Here is a 21,408-nt window from a genome sequence, read left to right on the forward strand (position 1 = left end):
TCGGTGTCCTTTGTCCGGGTGAGCGTTCGGTTGGCTCTCTCGAAGACAACTATGTCGGAGTGGATCGATGTCGTATGTCCACTTCCGGGACCCTGTGCAGGAGGAACGGTGTGTCCACCGATCGGGGGACACCTACTCCGACACGGAGACAGCTTCGACCTTTCGCTCGCCGGTGACCAGCAGTCCGATCAGTGCGGCGGCCGCGAGAACCATGACGAGTGCGCCGTAGCCACGCGTCGTATCCACCAACCCCACCTTGCCGACCAGGTAGCCGGCCAGCAATGCCGGAAGGCTGTTGGCCAGATATGCGATGACGTAGACGGTGGACAACAACCCCGCGCGTTCGTGGTTCTCGGCCAGCGGCATGACAGTGAGGATGGTTCCCTGGAATCCTGCTCCGAAGCCGATCCCGGCAACAGCCGTACCAACCAGAATCAATACTGCAGAGGATGTTTCAGCACCGATGAGTGTGACGGCCACCCCGAGCACCAAGGCGGTTGTTCCGATCAGCATCACGGTTCGGCCGCCGAGTTTGCGGAAGGTGAGCACCGCTGCGGCTCCGAATCCCGTCAGTGTTGCGACCATGATGGCACCGATGAGCGAGCTGTGAACGTCAAGTGCGTTGCGCGCCAGCGCCGGTCCGAGTGAGAGGTAGAAACCGCCCAGCGCCCAGACCGCGATCAGGCACGGTGCGGTGAGCGCAATCATGGTTCGGGCCTCGCGAGGAACAGCAAGGGTGGGGCGTAGCGACTGCCAGGCTCCGGGGCGTCCGCCCGAAGTCTCGGGAGTGGCCCAAACCCCGAGGATCTCGAGGACGACGAGTACGAGAAGGACCAGGTAGACAGTGCTGGTTGGCCTGGGCAGGTGCTCGCTGATGAGACTCGAACCCACGGCTCCGACGGCAAGCCCCACCGTCGGAGCAACGCTGTTGATGATCGATCCGCGTCCCGGAGTGCGTTCGAGGTCGATCAACGCCGAACCCAAAGCGCTGATTGCAGCGCCGGTGGCAACACCCTGCACGACCCGGGCAATCAGCAGAATGGTCAAACCATCGGCCGACGCGAACAGGGCGAGCGAGACCGCCTCCAAGGCGAGCGCTCCGAGCAGGACCGGGCGCCTGCCGATGTGATCGGACAGGGATCCGGCGGTCAAGAGCGTGGCGAGCAATGCGAGAGCGTAGATGCCGAACACGAGCGTCGACGCGAGCGAGGAGAATCCCCACAACTGTTGATAGTGCTCGTACAACGGTGTCGGGGTCGCGGAGGCGCCCAGGAACGTAGCGATGATGACGGCGATGAGTGTGAAAGCGACGCCTCGCCCCAAGCGTGGGCGTGAAGTGCTCTCGGTCGGTGGTGAAATGGTCGTTGTCATTGTCGTAGCGCTTCCCGTGCGGGTGGTGAAGACTTCAAACGCAAATACTTTGCGTTTGGGACGCTACGCCTGGCCGTAGCCTAATGCAACATCTTTGCGTTAGTATTGATTTATGAGTCCGTCCGCAGGTCCGCGCCCCGGTGGCCGCAGTGCGCGCATCCAACAGGCAGTGCATGCGTCGGCGCGCAAGTTGTTGGAACAGCGTGATCGGGCAGAGATCACGGTGCCGATGATCGCAACCGATGCGGGTGTGACCCCGTCGACCATCTATCGGCGGTGGGGCGACATCAACGAAGTCTTTGCCGATGTCTCGATCGAGAGATTGCGACCGGACGCCGACCCGCGTGAAACGGGTTCGCTCCGAGGGGATCTGACGATCTGGGCGCAGGACTATCTGGAGGAGATGTCTGCACCCGTCGGTCGCGCATCGCTGCGAGATGTGCTGATGAGCGACGACCAGACGCACGCACCGGACGGCACGAAGAAGTTCAAGTGCGCCTTTTTCTGTCGGACACAGATCGACGTGATACTAGCTCGTTGGCCGGAAGCTGCTGACGTGGATGGTGATTCGGTAGTGGACCACGTGGTGGCACCGATCATCTACCGAATTCTGTTCGACCTCGAACCGGTCGCGCCGCAGCGAGTTGCGGAATTGGTGGATCAGACACTTGCGCTCGCGGCGCGGGTCGGTGCCGAAGGCTGATCGCTACGTAGTCGGGCGTGGACATGCATGTCGTGCCAGCCGTCGGCGTGCCTGGCGGAGCCTCGTCGAACACCTTCTTCGCTGAAGCCTGCTTTGGTGGCGACTCGGCACGATCGTGGGTTGTGGATCGAGTGCTCGAGTTCCAAGCGATGAAACCCTACTTCGCGGAATGCCCACTCGGACAGTGCGGTTACAGCCTACGTGTTCCGGCTCTGCCACTCTTCGTTCAGGCGGCGCGCGGATTCCAGAGTTGCGATCGCCTCTTCGGTGTCAACTCGCGCGAGGACCAGTGCACTTACTGTGCAGGAGAGAAGGATTCGAGTGCGGTCTGAGAGCGTGGCGTCTGTCTCGGTCGGAAATGTGGCTTGTAGCCCGCTGCGAATTGCAACGGCAAGTTCTTGCCGATAGGCGCGGATCACGGCTGCCGCCGCATCGTCGTGCGCGCCGAGTCCGGCAGCCGTATTGAGAAGTAGGCAACCGCGCCGAGGCGAGTCGGCGGTCATGGTGCCGATCGCGTGCTCAAGCGAGGAAAGGTAGTCGTCGACGGCGTCTGTCCCGGGATTTGTCGTGAGGCCGCGCAGACGTGGCCGGATGACATGTTCGAGGTACATCTGCGCTGCGGCGTCGAACAATCCGCGCTTGTTGGTGAACGAGTTGTAGAGACTTGACCGACTCAGCCCCGTCGCGGATTCGAGGTCTCCGAGTGAGGCGCCTTCGTATCCGCGTGCCCAGAAAACGTCCAAGGCGGCAGCGACCACGGCTGTTGTGTCGAATTCTTGTGATCTGCCCATCAAAGCCTCGCTCTTTCTGTATCGTTCGGTCCAGTATATATTGGACCGAACGATACAGAATTCACTCGAAGCAACAGGAGCTCACCGATGAACGTCGCCGGCTACATCTTCGCGGGACTGGCCGCAGCAGTGCACGTGTACATTTTTGTCCTCGAATCGATTCTCTGGACGGCCCCGAAGACCCGCGCCACGTTCGGCGTGAAGTCCGAGGAAGAGGCGATCACCACGCAGCCGCTCGCCTTCAACCAGGGCTTTTACAACCTTTTCCTGGCGATCGTCTCGGCGGTCGGCATCGTGATTGCGGCGACCGGCTCCGCGTCGGTCGGAATTGCCCTCGTCCTGGCGGGCACAGGATCGATGGTTGCCGCGGGATTGGTGCTGATTCTCTCGTCTCCCGACAAAGCCCGCGCAGCCGTCGTGCAGATGCTTTTCCCAGTTATTGCCGTTGTTCTGCTGGTAATCCACCTGCTCTGAGTGCTCTATCCGCCGCCGAGCACCAGTGATTCGATCAAGGCAAAAGCCCCGTTGAGTGCTCCACAATCGAAGGCTTCGGCCAGGGCGTATCCGATGACAAGTTCGTCGGTGCTCGGCGTGCTCGACCAGACTGCGTCGGTCTGTCTGGGATCGGATTCCTCGTTCTTGGAGAAGTGCCCGATCGCAATCCGTCGCGGGTGAATGCACTGTTCGCGTCGTCGACTGGGGCGAAGTTCAAACTCACGCCGTCGACGAGTGCCGAGACAGAGTACGAGCGACGGGACAGAAACCCTTTGCCGACAGTGAGTTCGACTTCGTCGCCACCGACAGTGAAGAACAAGTCGGCGGCGGCGCGCGTTCCGATGGGTGTGCCTTCACGGCGCGGGGAATCGACTCGACGCGTCAACAGAGCGTGTGAGTTGCCGTTTCGGACGTCAACGACCCCCGTGTCGACATCGAACGAGATCTCGACTTTTCCGTGAATCGGGTCCATTACGGCGTATTTGACCGTCACTGTGCCTACCCCCTGTAAGTGTGAACTCGGGTCCATAATACGTGGTGGGAGCGTTGTCCAGTATGCCCGAATCCAAAAAAATAGTGCCGAATGACGCGCGTTTGCGGCCAAATGCTTCTACGCTGGGTCTTGGGTTTGTTGCGCATCCCACAACGGTTTTTCCCACGCCAGACGAGGAGCGCCTATGAGGTTGTCGACTACTTGTTCTGTTGCTACGAAGGCTTGATCAAGCCGGAATTGCCTCTGCCGGATGGTGCTCGAGACCCATCCGGCAGAGGCAATTCTGCATCAGTTCGGGCCTTCAGCCGCCGGCGAATTTTTCCGAGGTGCCGAGATCGATCGGCAACGCGATGCCGGTGATCCCGCGCCCGGCCGGCCCCACCAGATAGAACACCGCATCCGCAATCACTTCGGGGTCGACCCACGGGTGGGGCAGCAGATTCAGCTTCGACATGATCGGAGCGGTATCGGCGAGGACAGGATTCTCCAAGTCTGGACGGAACGCACGAACCATCGGTTCGTTGTCGATCATCGTCGTTCGCACATTGCCTGGGTGTACGGAGTTGACCCGAATGTCCGCCCAGCCGAGTTCGTTGGCCAGAGACTTCGCCAACCCCCGAACGGCGTGCTTCGACGCGGAATAGTGTGCGATACCCGGCACGCCTCGAAGCCCGGCCATCGAGCTGATCAACACGACGGATCCACCTCGATTGCCGTTCATGATGTGCGGAATCGACACCTTGGTCGTCAACCAAACGCCGGTGACGTTGATGTCCATCAGCTCGCGGAACTCTTCGGCGCTCAGGTCCCAGGACAATTTCGCCGACGCCGCGATTCCCGCGTTGGCGATCACGATGTCCAGTCGGCCGAGTTTCTCGACTCCGGCGTCGACCGCTGATTTCAGGGCATCGAGGTCGCGAGTGTCCGCGACGGATGCGACGATGCGCCGGCCCTGAGCTTCGACCAGGGCGACGGTCTGGTCGAGGTCGGCTTCGGTGGCCATGTCGTACCCCGCCGTTGCGACCGGCGCGCACAGATCCACCGCGATGATGTCCGCGCCCTCGGACGCGAGCTTGACGGCGTGTGCGCGCCCTTGACCGCGCGCCGCTCCGGTGATGAATGCGACCTGACCGTCCAAATTGCCCATCGAACTTCCCCTGCCCGTCTGAATCGTTGAAAACTGGAACGTGTTCATACTGCTACGTTCGGTGCGAGCCAGGCAGGGGAATTCTCTGAATCCTTATCCGCGAAGGAGTTTGGACAACTCGTCCAAGACGCTCGCGTCCTCGATGGTCGACGGGACCGTGTACTCCTCGTTGTCGGCAATCTGCCGCATGGTCTTGCGGAGGATCTTGCCGGAACGAGTCTTCGGTAGTGCAGCGACGACGGTGACGTCCCGGAACGTGGCGACGGCACCGATCTGGTCTCGCACCCGGGCGACCAGTTCCTGTCGGAGTGTTTCGGGATCGATGTCGACGCCGGACTTGAGCACGACGTAGCCGCTGGGGCGTTGCCCCTTGAGTTCGTCGTGAATGCCGATGACCGCGCATTCGGCGACAGCCGGGTGGCCGGCGACGACGGCCTCCATGCTTCCGGTCGAAAGGCGATGTCCGGCAACATTGATCACGTCATCACTTCGTCCGAGCACGAAGACGTAGTTGTCCTCGTCGATGTATCCGGAGTCGCCGGTGAGGTAATAGCCTTCGAAAGTCGACAGGTAGGACTTCACGTACCGGTCCTCGTCACGCCACAGTCCGGCGAGTGTTCCGGGAGGAAGCGGCAGGCCGATCACGATGTTGCCCTCGGTGCTCGGACCCACGAGTTCGCCCTTGCCGTCGACGATTTCGACACGGTATCCGGGGCAGGCGACGGTGGGTGAGCCTGCTTTGATCTCCATCGGTTCGAGGCCGCGCAGGTTCGCGCAGATGGCCCAACCGGTTTCGGTCTGCCACCAGTGATCGACCACCGGGCGATCGAGAATCCGAGTAGCCCACTCGTAGGTGTCGGGATCCAAGCGCTCGCCGGCCGCGAACAGTGTGTCGAGCGACGAGATGTCGTACTTGGCAAGCTCTTTTGCATCCGGGTCGGCCTTGCGGACCGCGCGGATCGCTGTCGGAGCGGTGAAGAGTGCCGACACTTTGTATTCGGAAATGATGCGCCAGAATGCACCTGCATCGGGGGTCCCGACGGGCTTGCCTTCGTACATGACCGTCGTAGCTCCGGCGAGCAATGGCCCGTAGACGATGTAGGAGTGGCCGACCACCCAACCGACGTCTGAGGCGGTCCACCAGACCTGGCCGGGGCTGATGTCGTAGAGATTCTTCATCGTCCACGTCAGGGCAACGGCATGGCCACCGTTGTCCCGGACGACGCCCTTGGGCTTACCGGTCGTTCCCGAGGTGTAGAGAATGTAGAGCGGATCCGTCGCGGCGACCGACACCGGGTCGGCAGGAGTTGCATCAGCGATCAGCTCGTCCCAGTCGAACCAGGCTGCGGCACTTGACTTGTAGTCGGCAGCTGCGCCGGGAATCTGCTCGCGATTCTTCACGATCACGGTGTGCGCGGGCGTGGCGGACAGTTGCAGAGCCTTCTCGACCATCGGCAGGTACTCGATTGTTCGTCCGGGTTCGAGGCCGCCGGACGCCGTCACGAGCACCACTGGACCGGCGTCGTCGATACGGGTTGCGAGTTCCTTGGCCGCAAAGCCGCCGAACACCACCGAATGCACCGCGCCGATTCGCGCACACGCGAGCATCGCGATCGCGGCCTCGGGGATCATCGGCATGTAGATGATCACGCGGTCGCCCGCCACCACACCCTGATCTTTCAAGACGCCGGCGAAGAGTGAGACCTGCTCGAGCAATTCGGCGTAGGTGTAGGTCGTCTTGGCTGGGACCATCGCGGAGTCGAAGATCAGCGCGGTCTGATCGCCGCGGCCGTCGCGGACGTGCCGATCGAGGGCATTGAAGCTGGTGTTGAGCGAAGCATCCGGGAACCAGCGATAGATCGGCGCGGCAGAATCGTCGAGAGCCTTCGTGGGGGCGACATCCCAGTCGACGGCCCGCGCAGCGTCGAGCCAGAACTTCTCCGGCTGATCCATGCTCTCGCGATATGCGTCGGCATACGTGGTGTGGGACGCCTGCTCGGAAGAGCTCATCGACGTGTGTCCTCTCGTGAACTTCGCTTACCGGTGACCTGAAACACCTTAGGTCACTGTCAGTGCGGTGCGCCTCAGTGGCGGTGCGGGTACCGTCCCTTTGCGCCGGGCGGGCCTGTCCCGTCGGCCAGTGGCGCGTAGGGGTGGGATAAGCCAGGGACGGAAAGGGGGATCGATGTGACAGGTGCAGCGCAACGCGCAGGCTTCTGGGGAGTCCTCGCTCTGCGTGACTTCCGACTGCTGTGGACCGGCGACGCAGTCAGCGGTATCGGAAACGGTGTCACGACCGTCGTACTGCCGCTGGTCGCGCTTCGCGAACTGGACGCGAGTAGCTTCCAGATCGGTGTGCTGGCATCGGCAGTGTGGTTGCCGTGGTTGATCGTCGGACTACCTGCCGGTGCCTGGATCGACCGGCTGCCACGGCGTCCGATCATGATGATCGCGAACGCTGCGTGCGCGCTGCTCTTCGCGAGCCTCGCGATCGCCGGCTTCCTGGAGGCGATGACATACGGCCACCTGCTCCTGGTCGCGCTGCTCACCGGTACAGCCACGGTCTTCTTCCAGGCGGCCTATCACTCGTATCTCCCCACGGTGCTCGCCGAAGCGGATCTTGTCGAAGGGAACTCGAAGATTCAGGGCGCCGAGGCCGCAACTCGGGTGATCGGCCCAAGCGTCGGTGGGCTGGTGGTTGCAACTGTCGGGCTTGCGGCCGGTCTGGTTGTCGACGCGTTCACGTTCGCCTTCTGCTTCGTATGCATCTGGCTGATTCGTGTGCAGGAGACCGTCCATCGCGGACAGAATCAGCGGGAACCGTTGCGACGGCAGATTGCGCTCGGACTGCGATTCGTCGCCGGTGATCCGTATCTGCGGTCGATCGTCGTCTACGGCACTCTGCTCAATTTCGGTCTCACCGGGTACACCACGATTCAGATCGTGTTCTTGGAAAAGACGGTTGGTGTGGGGGAGTTCGGACTCGGGCTTCTCTTGGCGATTGCCGGGGTGGGCGGAATTGTCGGATCGATGATCGCGCGCCCGCTCGGCCGCAGATTCGGCACTGCCCGAAGCGTTCTCATCTGTCAGTTGGTAACGGGACCGTTCATCCTGTTGGCGCCTCTGACGACGTACGGTGCCGGCCTGTTCTGGTTCTGCATCGGCGGCATGGTGATGGTTGCGGGTGTCGTGTCGTGCAACGTGGTGCTCGGCAGTTTCCGTCAAAGTTACTGTCCGCCGGACCGCCTCGGACGAGTAGTGGCAACGAGTATGTTCCTGCTGCACAGCAGCATTCCGCTCGGTGCGCTGACGGCAGGCTACCTCGGCGACGCGGTGGGACCGCGCGGGACGATGTGGATCATGGCCTGCCTGATCGCGCCGTGTGGATTGGTCCTGCTCTTAGGCCCGCTCCGCGGGATCCGCGATCTACCGAGTCGGCCGGCGATCTCGCTGCGGTAGAGAATTACCGCGGTAGAGAATTACCGCGGTAGAGCCGCGGCGGCCTCTTCGCTTCGAATCGCGATGCGAAGTGTCGCGAGCATGAACAGTGACACTGCGAAACCGAAAAGCGCGCCGAACTGGTCCTGCGTGAACAGATAGACCTGCGTCACCAGGAGGCTCACGATGAGGGATGCCCGCAGGAGTCTCAGGGCTCGCAGGTACGGGCCGCGGAAGAGGAACCACACTCCCAGAACCACAAGAACTCCGGTTGCGACGGTGGAGATCTGGACCACCAAATCGGAGACGTCGTCGGCCTCGACGACGTTCTCGGAAACCAACGCGTAGATCACCTGGACAATCGCCAGAAGAGCCTGCAGTACGAACAGGGTCAGTACCAGTCGGCGGACGACACGGTGCCGGAGCAGTTCCTCGGCGCGGTGGAAGAACGCGTTGCGGCCACGAGTGATCTTCGATTCGATACCGCCGGTCGGCGGAGTCTGTGAATGCAGGCCGGCTTTGATCGAATCGACGAGGTCGGTGAGGCTGCGGTCTTCGACGCCGTCGAGTACACGGAGGGCGTGGTTGTACTGGATCTCGTCTAGCTGACCGAGAGCGAGGTCCGAGAGCGCTCGCGCCCCGATGGCGAGCCGATGACGATCATTCATTCCGCGCCGAATTACCACCTCGCGCGCGGCAAGATAGAAGAGAACGAAGACGACGTACATGATCGCGATGGCAGGTTGGTAGAAGTAATCGACGTCGGCGGTGACGAATTTTCCGACCTCGTCGATGAAGAGACCGAATCCGATTCCGCCGACGAGCGTGGCCAGGTCACGGGTGCGAGAGCCTTCGGTGATGGCGGTCGCGACGATGGCGACGGCCATCAGCAATCCGCCCCAGAGAACGTGTGCGATGTGGAGGGCGCCGCCCCCGATCTGGGGATAGCCCGTTGCCGCCAGATAAGCGCGGGTGATCAACACGGTGGCGATGCCCGCGAACAGGAACAATTCGAAACGAGCGAGTGCCGCGCGGTCGTAACTGTGCGGCAGCGTCAGCGCATTCCGGTCCTTCGTCGTCATTGCGGAACTCCCAGGTTTCGATAGCGCGCGATACGGGAGGACTGGCGATCGGTGTCCGACTCTTCGGCAAGCATGAAGAGTTCGTGCGCTATCGCAGCCCCTACCCTCTTGGAGAATTCCACGGGTTCGTCGGCCGCGTCAGGCGTTTCGGGAATGATCGCGTCGATCACGCCGTCTCGAAGCAGATCCAACGAACGAATGCCCTGCGCTGCCGCCATCTCCGGTGCGTGACTGATGTCGCGATGGACGATCGCGCTTGCGCCTTCCGGCGGCAGGGGAGCGAGCCACCCGTTCTGTGCCGCGAGTACCCGATCGGCGGGCAGCAGCGCGAGCGCCCCGCCGCCTGTTCCCTGACCGAGCAACACCGACACTGTCGGGGTCTTCAGCGTCACGAGGTCGGCGATGCAACGGGCGATCTCAGGGGCCAGTCCACGTTCTTCAGCTTCTTTGGACAGCGACGCGCCCAAAGTGTCGATCACGAGGACAAGCGGGAGTTGTAGTTCTTCGGCAAGTTTCATGCCCCGTCGCGCTTCCCTGAGCGCAGCCGGTCCCATCGTGGTGAGCGCGGATTGGCCACTGCGGTCCTGGCCGAGCAGGATGCACGGAAAGCCTCGGAAGCGGGCGAGCGAGAGCAAGATCGTCTTGTCGGTTTCACCCTGCCCGGTGCCGCTGAGCGGTACCTGTTCAGTTGCGGCATGGCGGAGCAACTGCCGGATGCCGGGTCGATCGGCCCGGCGCGAGAGCATCACCGACTGCCAGGCGGGAACATCGGGAATCTCGGGTGAGGGAATCGGGTCCGTGGCCGCCGGGGCCGGGGGATCGGTGAGCACGCACAACGCTCGATTGACCAGCAGACGGAGGCGGTCGACGGGTACGACGCCGTCGATAACGCCGTTGCGATACAAGTTTTCGGACGTCTGGATACCGTCGGGAAACTTTTCGCCGTACAGCGATTCGTAGACACGGGGTCCGAGGAATCCCACCAGAGCACCGGGTTCCGCGACGGTGATGTGGCCGAGGGATCCCCACGAGGCAAAGACCCCGCCGGTGGTGGGATTGCGCAGGTATACCAGGTAGGGCAGGTGTGCCGCTTTGTGAACAGCCACTGCCGCAGCGATCTTCACCATCTGAACGAAGGCGACGGTGCCCTCCTGCATCCGCGTTCCGCCAGAGGTGGGCGAGGCGAGCAGCGGGAGTTGTTCTGCCGTAGCACGTTCGACGGCGGTCACGATCCGCTCGGCCGCGGCGACTCCGATGGAACCGGCGAGAAAGCTGAATTCACAGGCAATTACCGCGACTCGACGGCCCCGAACCGTACCGACACCGGTGACGACGGACTCGTCCACTCCGCTCTTCTCGCGGGCCTTCGCCAGGTCTTCTGCGTATTTCGGGCCAGGTCCGACGTCGACGGGCGGGGAGTCCCAAGAGACGAAGCTCTCGGGATCGAGTACCGCAGTGAGTAGTTCTTCGGCCGAGATTCGCACAACGTCCTCCAAGTAAGCAGCACCCCGTCCAGGATGAACCTACCTGGACGGGGTGCCGCCGGGATCGCGTGGCGCCAGTTGTGCGCTGGAGAATCAGCGTCCGAACGCCTCTTTCCACGAAACGACCTTGCCGATACGAAGGATGGAGCGCTGGTAGATCTTTGCCGCGATCATCGACAGCGCAGCAGTCACCACCAGCATCAGCAGAATCGTTCCCACGATCTGGAACGGAGAAGCAACACCGGCGGAAATGCGCAGGGGCATGAGGATTGCCGAGAACGGCGGAATCCAACTCAACACGTTGCTCAGGGTTCCTTCTGGATTGCTCACCGAAACGAAAGCCACGCTGACCATCGCCATGACGAGCAGCGCGAGAGGCATCGCGGTGGCGTTGACGTCCTCCTGCCGCGAGACCATGGACCCGGCGGCGGCGTACAGCACGGCGAAGAAGAGGAAGCCGAGAATGAACCACCCGAGAGTGCCGAACAGAACGCCGATCGCGGTGCCCGTCACGGTCAGGACGCCCGTCGCCAGTCCGGTGGCGACGCCCGCGACGGCATAGGCAGCCATCTGCATCAGGCCGACAGCACCGATTCCGAGAACCTTGCCCCACAACAACTGCAGCGGACGAAGAGTGGAGAGCAGCAGCTCGACCACGCGACTGGACTTCTCCTCGACGACGCCCATCGCCACGTACGTTCCGAACAGCAGGATCTGCATGTACAGGAGCACCACAGCAGCGATCGACATCGCTATGCGTTGGCCCTGTTCGGGATCCGGGGGATCGATGGCATCGATGGTGACCACTGCGGTGGACGTGGCTTCGGCGAGCTGAGCCGGATCGATCCCCGCGGCGGAGAGCGCATTCGATTGTGCCTGTTGTGCAACGGAACTCTCGATGACGGCGCGCAGATTCGTGGGCACTTCCTTCTTGGTCACGACAGTGACGCCGCCGCCCGATCCAGCGATCACGGCCACGTCGAGGTCGCCGTCCTTGACCTGGTTACGCGCGGTTCCGTCGTCGGAAACCTCCGTCACCGTCACCGGATTTCCGAGGGTGTCGCCGATGGACACCATCGTGGCACTGAGTGATTGGTTGCCGACCAAGCCGATCTTCGACTTGTCCTCGTCGCCGCCGGAGAAGAGTGAGAAGGCGATGATGCCGCCGACGATCGCGACCAGAATGATGACGTTGCTGATCACAAAACTCTTCTTCGAGATCTGCGTCATGAATTCGCGTCGGGCGACCAACCCGATGGCTCGACCTCCGCTCAACTGGTTGCTCATGCGGCTACTACCTCTCGGAACAGATCGGTCAGTGACGGACGTCGTAGCGTGAACTCGTGCACCGGTCCGGTTTTCAACGCTGCATGCAGGATCTGCTGATCGTCGGCGGTTCCGTCGACGCTCAGGAGCGTTCGACCGTCGAGGTGGCTCAGTGTGGTGACACCGATCAGATGGTGTGCCCAGCCGACCGGCGCGTCAGGGGCGAAGACTTCGATTCGGCCGTCGCCCTTGCCTCGTAGTTCGTCGACGGTTCCGATCTCTCGCATGCTGCCGCGGCTGATGATGCCCACGCGATCGCACAAGCGCTCCACCAGATCCAGCTGATGGCTGGAGAAGATTACGGGAACACCGGTGCGAGCCTTCTCGACCAACACGTCACTCATGACATCGACCGCTACGGGGTCAAGGCCCGAAAACGGTTCGTCCAGAACGAGTACCGCTGGATCGTGAACCAGCGCGGCCGCGAGCTGCACACGTTGCTGATTACCGAGGGACAGGGAGTCGACGGTGTCCTTGACGCGTTCGGCGATACCCAGACGTTCGGTCCAGCGCTCTGTCGCCGCATGCGCATCGGCTTTCGAGAGTCCATGTAGCTCGGCCAGATAGGAAAGTTGCGCGCCCACCTTCATCTTGGGGTAGAGGCCGCGTTCCTCCGGCATGTATCCGATAGTGCGACGCACGTCGAGGTCGACGGGTTTGCCGCCGAGGCGAACTTCCCCCGAATCTGCTCCGAGCACACCCAGCGCAATGCGCATCGTGGTCGTCTTGCCGGCGCCGTTGCTGCCGACGAATCCGAAGATCTCGCCTGGTCGCACTTCGAAACTGAGGTTGTCGAGTGCAACGACGTCGCCGTAGCGTTTCGAGATGCCGTCGATCGTGAGGGTGGCTGACATGGGTCCTTCCCATCGGTCGAGTGGTGCGCTTCGGAAATACGGGTCAGAGGTCGAACTCTTCGGAATCAATCGGATCCGGGTCTGGATTGGTCCACGAGAGAATCATCGCGGGCGTGCACGCGCCGATCAGCATTGCAGTCAGTGCCAATAAACCTCCCGAGTAAGGCAGTCTCTCTACATTCCACTGCACCGACGAGGTGAAAATGAGGAAAATGGCGACAATGAAGACCAACGATTGAGTCACGCTCAACCCGACGGAACGGGCGTCGTTGCGTTGCTGGATCTCCCATTCGTCCAGAGCATGCCGCGGCGCATCCCCTTGCCTGCCCGACACGATTTGAAGTGAAGACCACGTCGGTAGGAACAACAGGGTGAGGACCGGCCATGCCACCGCGAACAGTGGGTTGAACAGGCACGCTATGCCGATGGCAACCATCGTGGCGAACAGGACTCCGAGGGCGATGACGAGCATCCGCCGACGTCGACGGGTTCGCCAATTCGGGAGCCAATGTCGGAACGTCTCCTCGTTCTGCAGGAACCGCCGAGTGCGGTGGGCCTGGTAGCGGTCGATCAGATTTGATTCAGGCACTGGGCTTTTCACTCCCCTCGGTAGTGCGGTCAGATCGGTAGACCTCTGTCGACGGTGCATTCCGGTAGACCTCCGTCGACAGTGCATTCCGGTAGACCTCCGTCGACAGCGGCCCGAACTCCGTCCGGGAGAACACCGCTTCGACCGGAAGGTCGAACACCCAGCAGATCCTGAACGCGAGATCCAGGCTGGGGTAGTGATCGCCGCGTTCGAGCGCCCCCACCGTCTGCGGGTTGACGTCGACGAGTTGTGCAAGTTGGGCCCGACTCATCTTCCGCTCGGCGCGAAGCACTCCGATGCGATTGAAGATGGGGAGCGCGTCTCCCCGTCGGACTGGGCTCATGCATCAAAGTGTTGTAAAAACCCAACAGTTTGTCAACATGAACCGCGAAGATGTCGTTTCTGGGTGGTGTCGGCGGATAGGGTTCGGGCAACAGAAGGGGCGTCGCATGGTGGTCGAAAAGTTGGTGCTCGAGAAGTCTTGTCTCGTCGTGCAGGTGCGCGAGGACGGTAGTTACAGCGTGGGACCGCAAGGGCGTGAAGTGGTCTGGCGCGATGCGATGGAAAAAGGTGCCGTCATCGGTATCGGTCAGCACACTCCAGGGGACGTTGAGGGTGAATCGTGGTGGGTCGTGTACGGCCAGTCGGACGCCGGCGCAGACGTCACCGTTCGACTCGAGGATGGATCGCACGTGCCGGTGGGCCGTATCGGTGAGATTTTCGCCAGCGAATGGGTGAGTACCCCGCAGCAGGCCTTGCTGTATCGGTCCGATCGCCCGGTGGAGTCGCAGCCCACCAATCTCTCTGTGCTGTTCGCCAGGCCGAAGTTCATGCCCAAAGCGGCGTTTCCGGAGAATGATCGCTTGTAGTTGCAGCGAGCTGCCGTCGGGAGGCTGGAGGCCATCTTCTCGAAACATTACGGTACGTACTGTACTGTTTAAGAATGGCAACTTGGCCGAACGAACTCGCAGTAGTGCAAGTGCGTATAGCGCGACCCACCGACAGGCTCGACGACGTGATTGCGTTCTATCGCGACTGTCTGGGATTGCCCGAGCTCTACCGGTTCTCCGGTCATGCCGGGTACGACGGAATCATGCTGGGGCTGCCGGATTCGAACTATCACCTCGAATTCACGACCCACGAAGACGGAAGCCCGTGCCCGGCGCCGACGCAGGACAACCTGTTGGTGCTCTACTTCGCCGGCGAGTCGGCGATGTACGAGGTAGTTCAGCGGTTGGGTGAAGCAGGGCACGAACCCGTTGGCGCCGAGAATCCGTACTGGGAGGAGAATGCGGGGATGACTTTCGAAGATCCCGACGGCTGGCGTCTGGTGCTCATGCCGCGACCGGTGCTGTAGATGGTGCGCGCCCGCGACGAGCGGATCGACGACGCCGTACTGGCGGCAACCCTGGAGTTGTTGGGGGAGAACGGTTATGCGGAGCTGTCAATCGGTTCGGTGGCGACGAGAGCCGGCGTGCATCGACCCGCCATCTACCGGAGATGGCCGTCGAAGCGGCATCTGGTGGTCGACGTCGTCGTGGCGCACATCGGTACTGATCCAACGCCGGACACCGGCGATCTCAGGGCAGACCTGTTCGCCGGCATCACGACATTGGTTGTGGGGCTGAGCGAAACGGTAGTTGGGCGGATCCTGCCCGCGTTGGTTGCGGATCTGGCGGCGGACCCGGAATTGGCGCGGGATTTCCAGTCGGCATTCTTTCAGCCACGACGCGATTCCACTGCGGCAGTGCTGGAATCGGCGCGGCTACGCGGCGACATTCGGAGCGACTTCGACCTGGACTTCGTCCTGGATGCCCTGGCGTCGCCGATCTATTACCGAGCGTTGTTCCGTCACTTACCGTTGGACGCGCTCCTGGCCGAGCAGTCCGTCGATTCCGTGCTGCTGACGTTGACTCCCCACGAAAATTCCTGAAGCCGTTTTGATTCAGTTCAATTCGACTGGATCGGGTCCGACACGGCTGTCGGTGTTCAGCGCTGCGATGGCAGCTGACTCGTCGGTATCGAGTGCGAAGTCGAAGATTGCGGCGTTGTCGCGCATGCGGGCAGGTGTCACCGACTTCGACAGAACGGTGTGTCCCTGTTCGAGATGCCAGCGCAGAATGATCTGCGCTGGGCTCTTTCCGTGTGCTGCAGCGATTTTCCCGATGGTCGGGTCGTCGAGGATAGTTCCCTGTCCCAGTGGGCTCCATGCCTCGATTTCGATGCCGCGACTTCGCGCGTATTCCCGTGACGCGTGCTGTTGCAGTCTGGGGTGCAATTCGATCTGGTTGACGGCCGGGGTGATCGAGCTGTGCTCGGCCAGCAGTTCGAGGTGCTTGGGCAGGAAGTTGGACACGCCGATCGCACGGGCACGGCCGGAGGCGAGGATCTCCTCGAAAGCGGCCCACGTCTCCACGAACAGGCCCTTTGCCGGTGCCGGCCAGTGGATCAGATACAGGTCGACGAAGTCGAGGCCGAGCTTGTCGAGGCTCGTGTCGAACGCGGCGAGCGCTCGGTCGTGGCCCTGATCGTCATTCCACAACTTGGTGGTGACAAAAAGCTCTGACCTCGGAACACCCGAACTAGCGATGGCGCGGCCGACACCGGCTTCGTTTCCGTAGATTGCGGCCGTGTCGATGTGGCGGTAGCCGATCTCGAGAGCGGTGGCAGTGACCTCTTCGGTCTGTGCGTCCGGTACCTGGAAAACGCCGTACCCGAGTTGCGGGATGGTGATCGGTTCGCCGGTGGTTCCGTGAGTCAGTGTGCGGTCGGGGATCGACAACATTGAAGAGCGCCTTTCAAGACTGGGTGTGGCGGTTCGAAGGGCGATCGTGTCGCCCGTGACCACCTATGCCGCGCATGCAACTATTGCGTGCGCCTGATAAATAGTTGCACACGCGGGTTGTCTGCGCAAGCAGAGTCGGTTGGCTATTCCTCGAAGAGCTGTCCGTTCTCCATTCGCCACCGGCGCGTGCTTCGGGTGGACTGCAGCATGCGTCGATCGTGAGTGACCAGGAGGAGGGTTCCCTCGAAGGATTCCATCGCCTGCTCGAGCTGTTCGATCGCCGGAAGGTCGAGATGGTTCGTCGGCTCGTCCAGTACCAGTAGGTTCACGCCGCGAGCTTGGAGCAAAGCAAGTGCAGCCCTTGTTCTTTCGCCGGGGGACAGGGAAGCGGCAGATCTGAGTACGTGGTGTCCGCGCAGGCCGAACTTGGCGAGCAGAGTACGGACATCGGCATCGGGCCAGTCCGGAACCTGAGCGCCGAAGGCCTCGACGACTGGTTGATCACCTTCGAACAATCCACGCGCCTGATCGATCTCACCGATCGCGACACCGGAACCCAAGGACGCGATGCCCTCGTCTGGGACGAGTTTGCCGAGCAAAACGTTCAGGAGGGTGGTCTTGCCTGCCCCGTTCGCGCCCGTGACGAGGATTCGATCGCCCCAGTCGATCTGTGTCGTGACCGGACCGAACGTGAACTGACCGCGCGTTACCTTGGCACCATTCGTGGTTGCGACAACGGATCCGGACCGCGGAGCCGCCGCGATCTCCATGCGAAGTTCCCACTCCTTGCGCGGTTCCTCGACCACTTCGAGTCGCTCGATGCGACGTTGGGTCTGGCGTGCCTTCGCGGCTTGCTTCTCCGTCGACTCGGTCCGCAATCCGCGTCCGATCTTGTCGTTGTCCTTGGCCTTACGACGCGCATTGCGGACGCCGTGTTCCATCCAGTTGCGCTGCATCTGTGCGCGATCTTCGAGATCGGAGCGGGTGCCTGCGTATTCCTCGAACGCCTCGCGTGCGTGCTGGCGGGCGATCTCGCGTTCGGCGAGGTACGACTCGTAGCCGCCGTCGTAGACGGCGATGTCCTGTTGTGCCAGATCGAGTTCCACGATCCCCGTGACGGTGCGCGAGAGGAACTCGCGATCGTGGCTCACGACAACCAGCGCCGCTCGGGTCTCGGCGACAAATCGCTCCAACTGCTCGAGACCCCGCAGGTCGAGATCGTTGGTGGGTTCGTCCAACAGGAGAATGTCGTAGCGCGAGAGCAACAGCGACGCGAGCCCGGCGCGTGCGGCCTGACCGCCGGACAGTGCCGTCATGTGAGCTTCGAGCGGAACTCCGAGCCCGAGTTCTTCGACCACCTTCTCGGCGCGCTCGAACAGATCGGCGCCGCCGAGAGCGAGCCAGCGTTCGAGAGCCGGAGAGTACAGATCCTCCTCCGCTTCAGCCAGGGTTTCGGCCGCGGCGTTCATGACCGCCTCGGCGTGCGCGACGCCGGTGCGTCGGCCGAGGAACTCGAGGACGGTCTCGCCCTCGATGCGGTCGGGTTCCTGTGCGAGATAACCCACCGCAGCGTCTGGCGGGCTGAGGATGATCGAACCTTCGACGTCGGCAGTTCCGATTCCCGCCAGTGCGGTGAGAAGCGTCGACTTGCCGGCGCCGTTCGCGCCGACGAGGCCGATGACGTTGCCGGGCGCGACGGTGAGATCGAGGTCGGAGAACAGAGTGCGTTCTCCCCGGGAGGCAGAGAGGCCGCTGATGCGCAGTGTTGCAGTCACCTGAGAAGTATCCCCGGCGCTGTGCGCCTGTGTTAATCGGTGCTGTGCGCCTTTATTAACCGCGGGCGGTTAATAAAGGCGCACAGCAGTCAGTCACGGACCAGGTGGTACCAGCACGGATGTGCCGCACGGACCGGAAGTGGCGATTCACTCACGTCGGCGGCCGTACTCGAGGCCATCGACCAACCGTCGAATACTCGCATGACGTCCTCCTCGGAGACGCCATGTGGCATCGGCCAACGGTGACCTGGCCCGAATGCGAACATCACCATGGACGCCCCGGGTGCGGTGATCGCGTTGACCGACCTCCCGTAGTCGCGTCGTTGATGATCGGTGAGCCCGTGAAAGCAGCCGATGTCGAGCACCAGCATGTGCCCGCCGTCGACAGCAATGTGCAGGTCTGCCGCGTCCTCGTGGAGGAACCGGACGTCGACGTGTGCTTCACGCGCGTGAATGCGCGCTTTGTCCAGCGGTTCCTGTTCGGCGTCGACGCCGGTGACGTGCCACCCGCGTTGCGCCAGCTCGATGGAATGGCGTCCGGTGCCGCAACCGATATCGAGTGCACGGCCACCGTCCGGGAGGGGAATCGCATCCAGAAGGCCGGACAGTTGAGCGTCGAAGCCGTGACCGGTGTGCTCCCATGGAGTGACGCCGACCTTGTAGGCGAGGCGATATCCGAGATTCATCGCTCTCTCTTTTCTCGAGGCGATTCGATTACTTGTATTCCAAGGTAGACCGGCATTTCGGGTGCGACAAGGGTGCGAAGAGGAGGTTCGGTGGGGAATGCCTCCTGGCGCCCGTGCGTTGGATCCACATATGACCGAGACCAACGATGTGACCTCTGTACCGACCATTGTTCTGAACGACGGTAAGACGATCCCCGCACTGGGATTCGGTGTGTTCCAGGTTCCGGACGACGAGACGCAGGAAGCCGTCTCCACCGCTCTGAAGACCGGTTACCGCAGTATCGACACCGCCAAGATCTACGGCAACGAGGTGGGCGTCGGCCGCGCGATCGCCGAATCCGGCATCGCCCGCGAAGACCTGTACATCACGACAAAACTGTGGAACGACGATCAGGGCTACGACTCGACGCTTGCCGCCTTCGACGCCAGCCTCGACAAGTTGGGTCTCGACTACCTCGATCTGTACCTGATCCACTGGCCGGTTCGGTCCAAGGACCTGTACGTCGAGACCTTCAAGGCATTCCAGAAGCTCAAGGCGGACGGACGGGTTCGATCCATCGGCGTCTCCAACTTCACCATCGAGAACCTCGAGCGTGTCATCGGTGAAACCGGTGAGGTGCCGGTCCTCAACCAGATCGAGCTTCACCCCAAGTTCAACCAAGCCGAACTGCGCGCCTTCCACACCGGCAAGGGAATCGCGACGGAAGCGTGGAGCCCGCTCGGCCAGGGAACTGTTCTCGGTGACCCCGTCATCACCGCTATCGCCGACGCTCATGGCGTCACCGCGGCTCAGGTGATCATTCGCTGGCACCTGCAGATCGGAAACGTGGTGATTCCGAAGTCGGTGACCCCCGAACGTATCGCCGCAAACTTCGATGTCTTCGGATTCGAACTGACGCCGGAACAGATCAACGCGATCGGTGCTCTCGACGACCCGGCCGGCCGCATCGGCCCCGACCCGGTCACGCTCGGCAGCTAGAACTTCCGGTAGACCCACGAACGGCACTCCCGCAATCGCGGGAGTGCCGTTCTGTCGTGCGAGGTCAGTTCAGGTGCGTGCGATGTTCTGCAGTGAATGCGATGTGCTCGTCCGCGCGTCCGGTGCGGAGCTTCTCGACCCACTCGGGATCGGCGAGCAGCGCGCGTCCGATGGCAACCATGTCGAATTCACCCCTATCGTACTGAGCTTCGAGACGCTCCAGCCCCGTGACAGCCGATGCGGCGTCGCCGGTGAATGCCGTCGTGAACACGGAGTCGAGTCCGACCGAGCCGACGGTGATGGTCGGCAACCCGGTCAGCTTCTTCGTCCAGCCAGCGAGGCCGAGCTTGCCGTCTTCACCGTCGAGTTCAGCGAACGCCGGTTCCCAGTGGCGCCTCGTCGACGGATGCAGAACGTCGACGCCGGCGTCGACCAGGGGAGTGAGGATGCGGCCGAGTTCAGCCGGGCTCTGGGCGATACGAGCGTCGTAGTGGCCGGACTTCCACTGCGAGAATCGGTAGACGATCGCGAACTCGTTTCCGACAGCCTCTCGGATTGCGGCGACGACCTCGGCCGGGAAACGGGTGCGGGCTTCCAGTGATCCGCCGTATTCATCGGTGCGGACATTGGTTCCGGCCCACAGGAATTCGTCGAGCAGGTAGCCGTGCGCTCCGTGCAACTCGAGCCCGTCGAAACCGGTGTTCTTCGCGTTGAGTGCGGCGTCGACCCACGACTGCTTCAAGGTGTCGAGATCCGAGGTGGTGAATTCTCGTCCCAGACGGGTGCCGTCCAGCGCCAGGCCGGAGGGGCTGACGGTTTCGACCTCGGGGTTCAGACGCGAGTTTTCGCCGCGCTCGACTCCGAGGTGCCACAGCTGAGGAATGATCGATCCACCCTCGGCGTGCACGGCGTCGACTACCGACTTCCAGCCGCCCAGGCTCGAATCACCGTAGATGCGCGGTACGCGGGTGTGCGGGCCGGCTGCCGGGTCCGGGATATAGGTGCCTTCCGTGATGATCAGGCCGACCCCGCCCGCTGCGCGACGACGGTAGTACTCGGCCACGTCGGCGCCGGGGATTCCGTCAGGAGAGAAGGCGCGAGTCATCGGGGCCATCGCAAAACGGTTGCGCAACGAGAGTGATTTGACCTCGAAAGGCTCGAAGAGGCCGCGCAACGCGGGGGCCTCGGGTGCTGTCGATGTGTCGGGAAGAGTCACGGGTTTGTTCAACGTGGCGGACCCTTGACCTATTCCGCCGCCTGACTTTATCTCACCGAAATCTGCAAAAGGTTGCGTACGTTCGGTTTTCGATTGATGTCCACGTCGACCAAACTTAGTTTGTGCATTAACTATTAACATGCGATATGGTCGTGCGGAAAGTTCTTGAGGGTGGTATCGAGCACGAAAGAGGA

The 21,408-nt window shown here is 62.2% G+C and carries 22 protein-coding genes; 7 read left to right on the forward strand and 15 right to left on the reverse strand.

What is annotated here, in order from left to right; all coding sequences use genetic code 11:
- Window positions 1-132: 132 nt before the first annotated feature.
- Window positions 133-1,371 (reverse strand): MFS transporter, encoded by a 1,239-nt coding sequence (locus tag B0E55_RS03750; RefSeq protein WP_080909122.1) that lies wholly within the window; start codon window positions 1,369-1,371, stop codon window positions 133-135.
- A gap of 112 nt (window positions 1,372-1,483) precedes the next feature.
- Between B0E55_RS03750 and B0E55_RS03755 the strand changes: the two genes are divergently transcribed.
- On the forward strand, window positions 1,484-2,074 hold the full coding sequence (locus tag B0E55_RS03755) for a TetR/AcrR family transcriptional regulator (RefSeq protein WP_020970457.1): 591 nt from the start codon (window positions 1,484-1,486) through the stop codon (window positions 2,072-2,074).
- Here the strand turns inward: B0E55_RS03755 and B0E55_RS32535 are convergent.
- Window positions 2,032-2,259, reverse strand: a complete 228-nt coding sequence (locus tag B0E55_RS32535) for a GNAT family N-acetyltransferase (protein ID WP_302622414.1) — start codon at window positions 2,257-2,259, stop codon at window positions 2,032-2,034. The genes B0E55_RS03755 and B0E55_RS32535 overlap by 43 nt on opposite strands.
- 12 nt (window positions 2,260-2,271) lie before the next feature.
- The gene (locus B0E55_RS03765; protein WP_080909123.1) at window positions 2,272-2,865 is read right to left on the reverse strand and encodes a TetR/AcrR family transcriptional regulator; all 594 of its coding nucleotides are present in this window, start codon (window positions 2,863-2,865) and stop codon (window positions 2,272-2,274) included.
- 87 nt (window positions 2,866-2,952) lie between these two features.
- Between B0E55_RS03765 and B0E55_RS03770 the strand changes: the two genes are divergently transcribed.
- Complete coding sequence (locus tag B0E55_RS03770) at window positions 2,953-3,339, forward strand: DUF1304 domain-containing protein (protein ID WP_046379045.1); 387 nt, start codon at window positions 2,953-2,955, stop codon at window positions 3,337-3,339.
- Between the two features lie 815 nt (window positions 3,340-4,154).
- On the opposite strand, the gene B0E55_RS03780 is transcribed toward B0E55_RS03770, so the two are convergent.
- Both B0E55_RS03780 and B0E55_RS03785 read right to left on the reverse strand, forming a co-directional pair.
- Window positions 4,155-5,000, reverse strand: coding sequence for a mycofactocin-coupled SDR family oxidoreductase (locus tag B0E55_RS03780; protein ID WP_031333755.1), 846 nt, complete (start codon window positions 4,998-5,000; stop codon window positions 4,155-4,157).
- Between the two features lie 93 nt (window positions 5,001-5,093).
- Entirely contained in the window at window positions 5,094-7,010 is a 1,917-nt protein-coding gene (locus B0E55_RS03785; RefSeq protein WP_080909124.1) for a propionyl-CoA synthetase, read from the reverse strand.
- 177 nt (window positions 7,011-7,187) lie between these two features.
- Between B0E55_RS03785 and B0E55_RS03790 the strand changes: the two genes are divergently transcribed.
- Complete coding sequence (locus tag B0E55_RS03790; RefSeq protein WP_020908746.1) at window positions 7,188-8,459, forward strand: MFS transporter; 1,272 nt, start codon at window positions 7,188-7,190, stop codon at window positions 8,457-8,459.
- A 20-nt stretch (window positions 8,460-8,479) separates the two neighbouring features.
- Here B0E55_RS03790 and B0E55_RS03795 read toward each other — a convergent pair whose 3' ends face one another.
- The 6 genes from B0E55_RS03795 to B0E55_RS03820 all read right to left on the reverse strand — a co-directional run bounded on the left by B0E55_RS03795 (window position 8,480) and on the right by B0E55_RS03820 (window position 14,116).
- Entirely contained in the window at window positions 8,480-9,520 is a 1,041-nt protein-coding gene (locus B0E55_RS03795) for a hypothetical protein (RefSeq protein WP_060938175.1), read from the reverse strand.
- Window positions 9,517-11,004 (reverse strand): acetyl-coenzyme A carboxylase carboxyl transferase subunits beta/alpha, encoded by a 1,488-nt coding sequence (locus tag B0E55_RS03800; RefSeq protein WP_019744871.1) that lies wholly within the window; start codon window positions 11,002-11,004, stop codon window positions 9,517-9,519. The genes B0E55_RS03795 and B0E55_RS03800 overlap by 4 nt, the downstream gene beginning before the upstream one ends.
- A 93-nt stretch (window positions 11,005-11,097) precedes the next feature.
- Complete coding sequence (locus B0E55_RS03805; RefSeq protein WP_019744870.1) at window positions 11,098-12,291, reverse strand: ABC transporter permease; 1,194 nt, start codon at window positions 12,289-12,291, stop codon at window positions 11,098-11,100.
- Entirely contained in the window at window positions 12,288-13,184 is an 897-nt protein-coding gene (locus tag B0E55_RS03810; RefSeq protein WP_019744869.1) for an ABC transporter ATP-binding protein, read from the reverse strand. Before B0E55_RS03810 ends, B0E55_RS03805 begins: the two co-directional genes overlap by 4 nt.
- A gap of 43 nt (window positions 13,185-13,227) precedes the next feature.
- Window positions 13,228-13,773, reverse strand: a complete 546-nt coding sequence (locus B0E55_RS03815) for a hypothetical protein (protein WP_020970450.1) — start codon at window positions 13,771-13,773, stop codon at window positions 13,228-13,230.
- Window positions 13,766-14,116 (reverse strand): helix-turn-helix transcriptional regulator, encoded by a 351-nt coding sequence (locus B0E55_RS03820; RefSeq protein ID WP_020970449.1) that lies wholly within the window; start codon window positions 14,114-14,116, stop codon window positions 13,766-13,768. Before B0E55_RS03820 ends, B0E55_RS03815 begins: the two co-directional genes overlap by 8 nt.
- A gap of 106 nt (window positions 14,117-14,222) precedes the next feature.
- On the opposite strand from B0E55_RS03820, the gene B0E55_RS03825 reads away from it, so the two are divergent.
- The 3 genes from B0E55_RS03825 to B0E55_RS03835 all read left to right on the forward strand — a co-directional run bounded on the left by B0E55_RS03825 (window position 14,223) and on the right by B0E55_RS03835 (window position 15,706).
- Window positions 14,223-14,642: a hypothetical protein gene (locus tag B0E55_RS03825; RefSeq protein WP_029255992.1), complete on the forward strand. Its 420-nt coding sequence runs from the start codon at window positions 14,223-14,225 to the stop codon at window positions 14,640-14,642.
- 74 nt (window positions 14,643-14,716) lie between these two features.
- On the forward strand, window positions 14,717-15,130 hold the full coding sequence (locus tag B0E55_RS03830; protein ID WP_080909125.1) for a VOC family protein: 414 nt from the start codon (window positions 14,717-14,719) through the stop codon (window positions 15,128-15,130).
- On the forward strand, window positions 15,131-15,706 hold the full coding sequence (locus tag B0E55_RS03835) for a TetR/AcrR family transcriptional regulator (protein ID WP_080909126.1): 576 nt from the start codon (window positions 15,131-15,133) through the stop codon (window positions 15,704-15,706).
- Window positions 15,707-15,718: 12 nt separating this feature from the next.
- Here the strand turns inward: B0E55_RS03835 and B0E55_RS03840 are convergent, their stop codons facing one another.
- The 3 genes from B0E55_RS03840 to B0E55_RS03850 form a co-directional block, all read right to left on the reverse strand.
- A complete protein-coding gene (locus tag B0E55_RS03840; RefSeq protein WP_080909127.1) occupies window positions 15,719-16,558 on the reverse strand; it encodes an aldo/keto reductase in 840 nt (279 codons plus the stop codon).
- A 143-nt stretch (window positions 16,559-16,701) separates the two neighbouring features.
- Window positions 16,702-18,333, reverse strand: coding sequence for an ABC-F family ATP-binding cassette domain-containing protein (locus B0E55_RS03845; RefSeq protein ID WP_080909128.1), 1,632 nt, complete (start codon window positions 18,331-18,333; stop codon window positions 16,702-16,704).
- Window positions 18,334-18,422: 89 nt separating this feature from the next.
- Window positions 18,423-19,019, reverse strand: coding sequence for a class I SAM-dependent methyltransferase (locus B0E55_RS03850; RefSeq protein WP_080909129.1), 597 nt, complete (start codon window positions 19,017-19,019; stop codon window positions 18,423-18,425).
- A gap of 130 nt (window positions 19,020-19,149) precedes the next feature.
- Here B0E55_RS03850 and B0E55_RS03855 point away from each other — a divergent pair, with 130 nt between their 5' ends.
- Window positions 19,150-19,998, forward strand: coding sequence for an aldo/keto reductase (locus tag B0E55_RS03855; protein WP_080909130.1), 849 nt, complete (start codon window positions 19,150-19,152; stop codon window positions 19,996-19,998).
- Window positions 19,999-20,062: 64 nt separating this feature from the next.
- On the opposite strand, the gene B0E55_RS03860 is transcribed toward B0E55_RS03855, so the two are convergent.
- Window positions 20,063-21,214: an NADH:flavin oxidoreductase gene (locus B0E55_RS03860; protein ID WP_020908734.1), complete on the reverse strand. Its 1,152-nt coding sequence runs from the start codon at window positions 21,212-21,214 to the stop codon at window positions 20,063-20,065.
- Between the last annotated feature and the right edge of the window lie 194 nt (window positions 21,215-21,408).

Source organism: Rhodococcus sp. 66b (genome assembly GCF_002076325.1).
Taxonomy (GTDB): Bacteria; Actinomycetota; Actinomycetes; order Mycobacteriales; family Mycobacteriaceae; genus Rhodococcus_F; species Rhodococcus_F erythropolis.

Bases quoted from the DNA above. Each gene is read 5' to 3' on its own strand.
- B0E55_RS03750 (WP_080909122.1), bottom strand. From the start codon at position 1,371: ATGACAACGACCATTTCACCACCGACCGAGAGCACTTCACGCCCACGC.
- B0E55_RS03755 (WP_020970457.1), top strand. From the start codon at position 1,484: ATGAGTCCGTCCGCAGGTCCGCGCCCCGGTGGCCGCAGTGCGCGCATC.
- B0E55_RS03765 (WP_080909123.1), bottom strand. From the start codon at position 2,865: ATGGGCAGATCACAAGAATTCGACACAACAGCCGTGGTCGCTGCCGCC.
- B0E55_RS03770 (WP_046379045.1), top strand. From the start codon at position 2,953: ATGAACGTCGCCGGCTACATCTTCGCGGGACTGGCCGCAGCAGTGCAC.
- B0E55_RS03780 (WP_031333755.1), bottom strand. From the start codon at position 5,000: ATGGGCAATTTGGACGGTCAGGTCGCATTCATCACCGGAGCGGCGCGC.
- B0E55_RS03785 (WP_080909124.1), bottom strand. From the start codon at position 7,010: ATGAGCTCTTCCGAGCAGGCGTCCCACACCACGTATGCCGACGCATAT.
- B0E55_RS03795 (WP_060938175.1), bottom strand. From the start codon at position 9,520: ATGACGACGAAGGACCGGAATGCGCTGACGCTGCCGCACAGTTACGAC.
- B0E55_RS03805 (WP_019744870.1), bottom strand. From the start codon at position 12,291: ATGAGCAACCAGTTGAGCGGAGGTCGAGCCATCGGGTTGGTCGCCCGA.
- B0E55_RS03810 (WP_019744869.1), bottom strand. From the start codon at position 13,184: ATGTCAGCCACCCTCACGATCGACGGCATCTCGAAACGCTACGGCGAC.
- B0E55_RS03820 (WP_020970449.1), bottom strand. From the start codon at position 14,116: ATGAGCCCAGTCCGACGGGGAGACGCGCTCCCCATCTTCAATCGCATC.
- B0E55_RS03825 (WP_029255992.1), top strand. From the start codon at position 14,223: ATGGTGGTCGAAAAGTTGGTGCTCGAGAAGTCTTGTCTCGTCGTGCAG.
- B0E55_RS03830 (WP_080909125.1), top strand. From the start codon at position 14,717: ATGGCAACTTGGCCGAACGAACTCGCAGTAGTGCAAGTGCGTATAGCG.
- B0E55_RS03835 (WP_080909126.1), top strand. From the start codon at position 15,131: ATGGTGCGCGCCCGCGACGAGCGGATCGACGACGCCGTACTGGCGGCA.
- B0E55_RS03840 (WP_080909127.1), bottom strand. From the start codon at position 16,558: ATGTTGTCGATCCCCGACCGCACACTGACTCACGGAACCACCGGCGAA.
- B0E55_RS03850 (WP_080909129.1), bottom strand. From the start codon at position 19,019: ATGAATCTCGGATATCGCCTCGCCTACAAGGTCGGCGTCACTCCATGG.
- B0E55_RS03855 (WP_080909130.1), top strand. From the start codon at position 19,150: ATGACCGAGACCAACGATGTGACCTCTGTACCGACCATTGTTCTGAAC.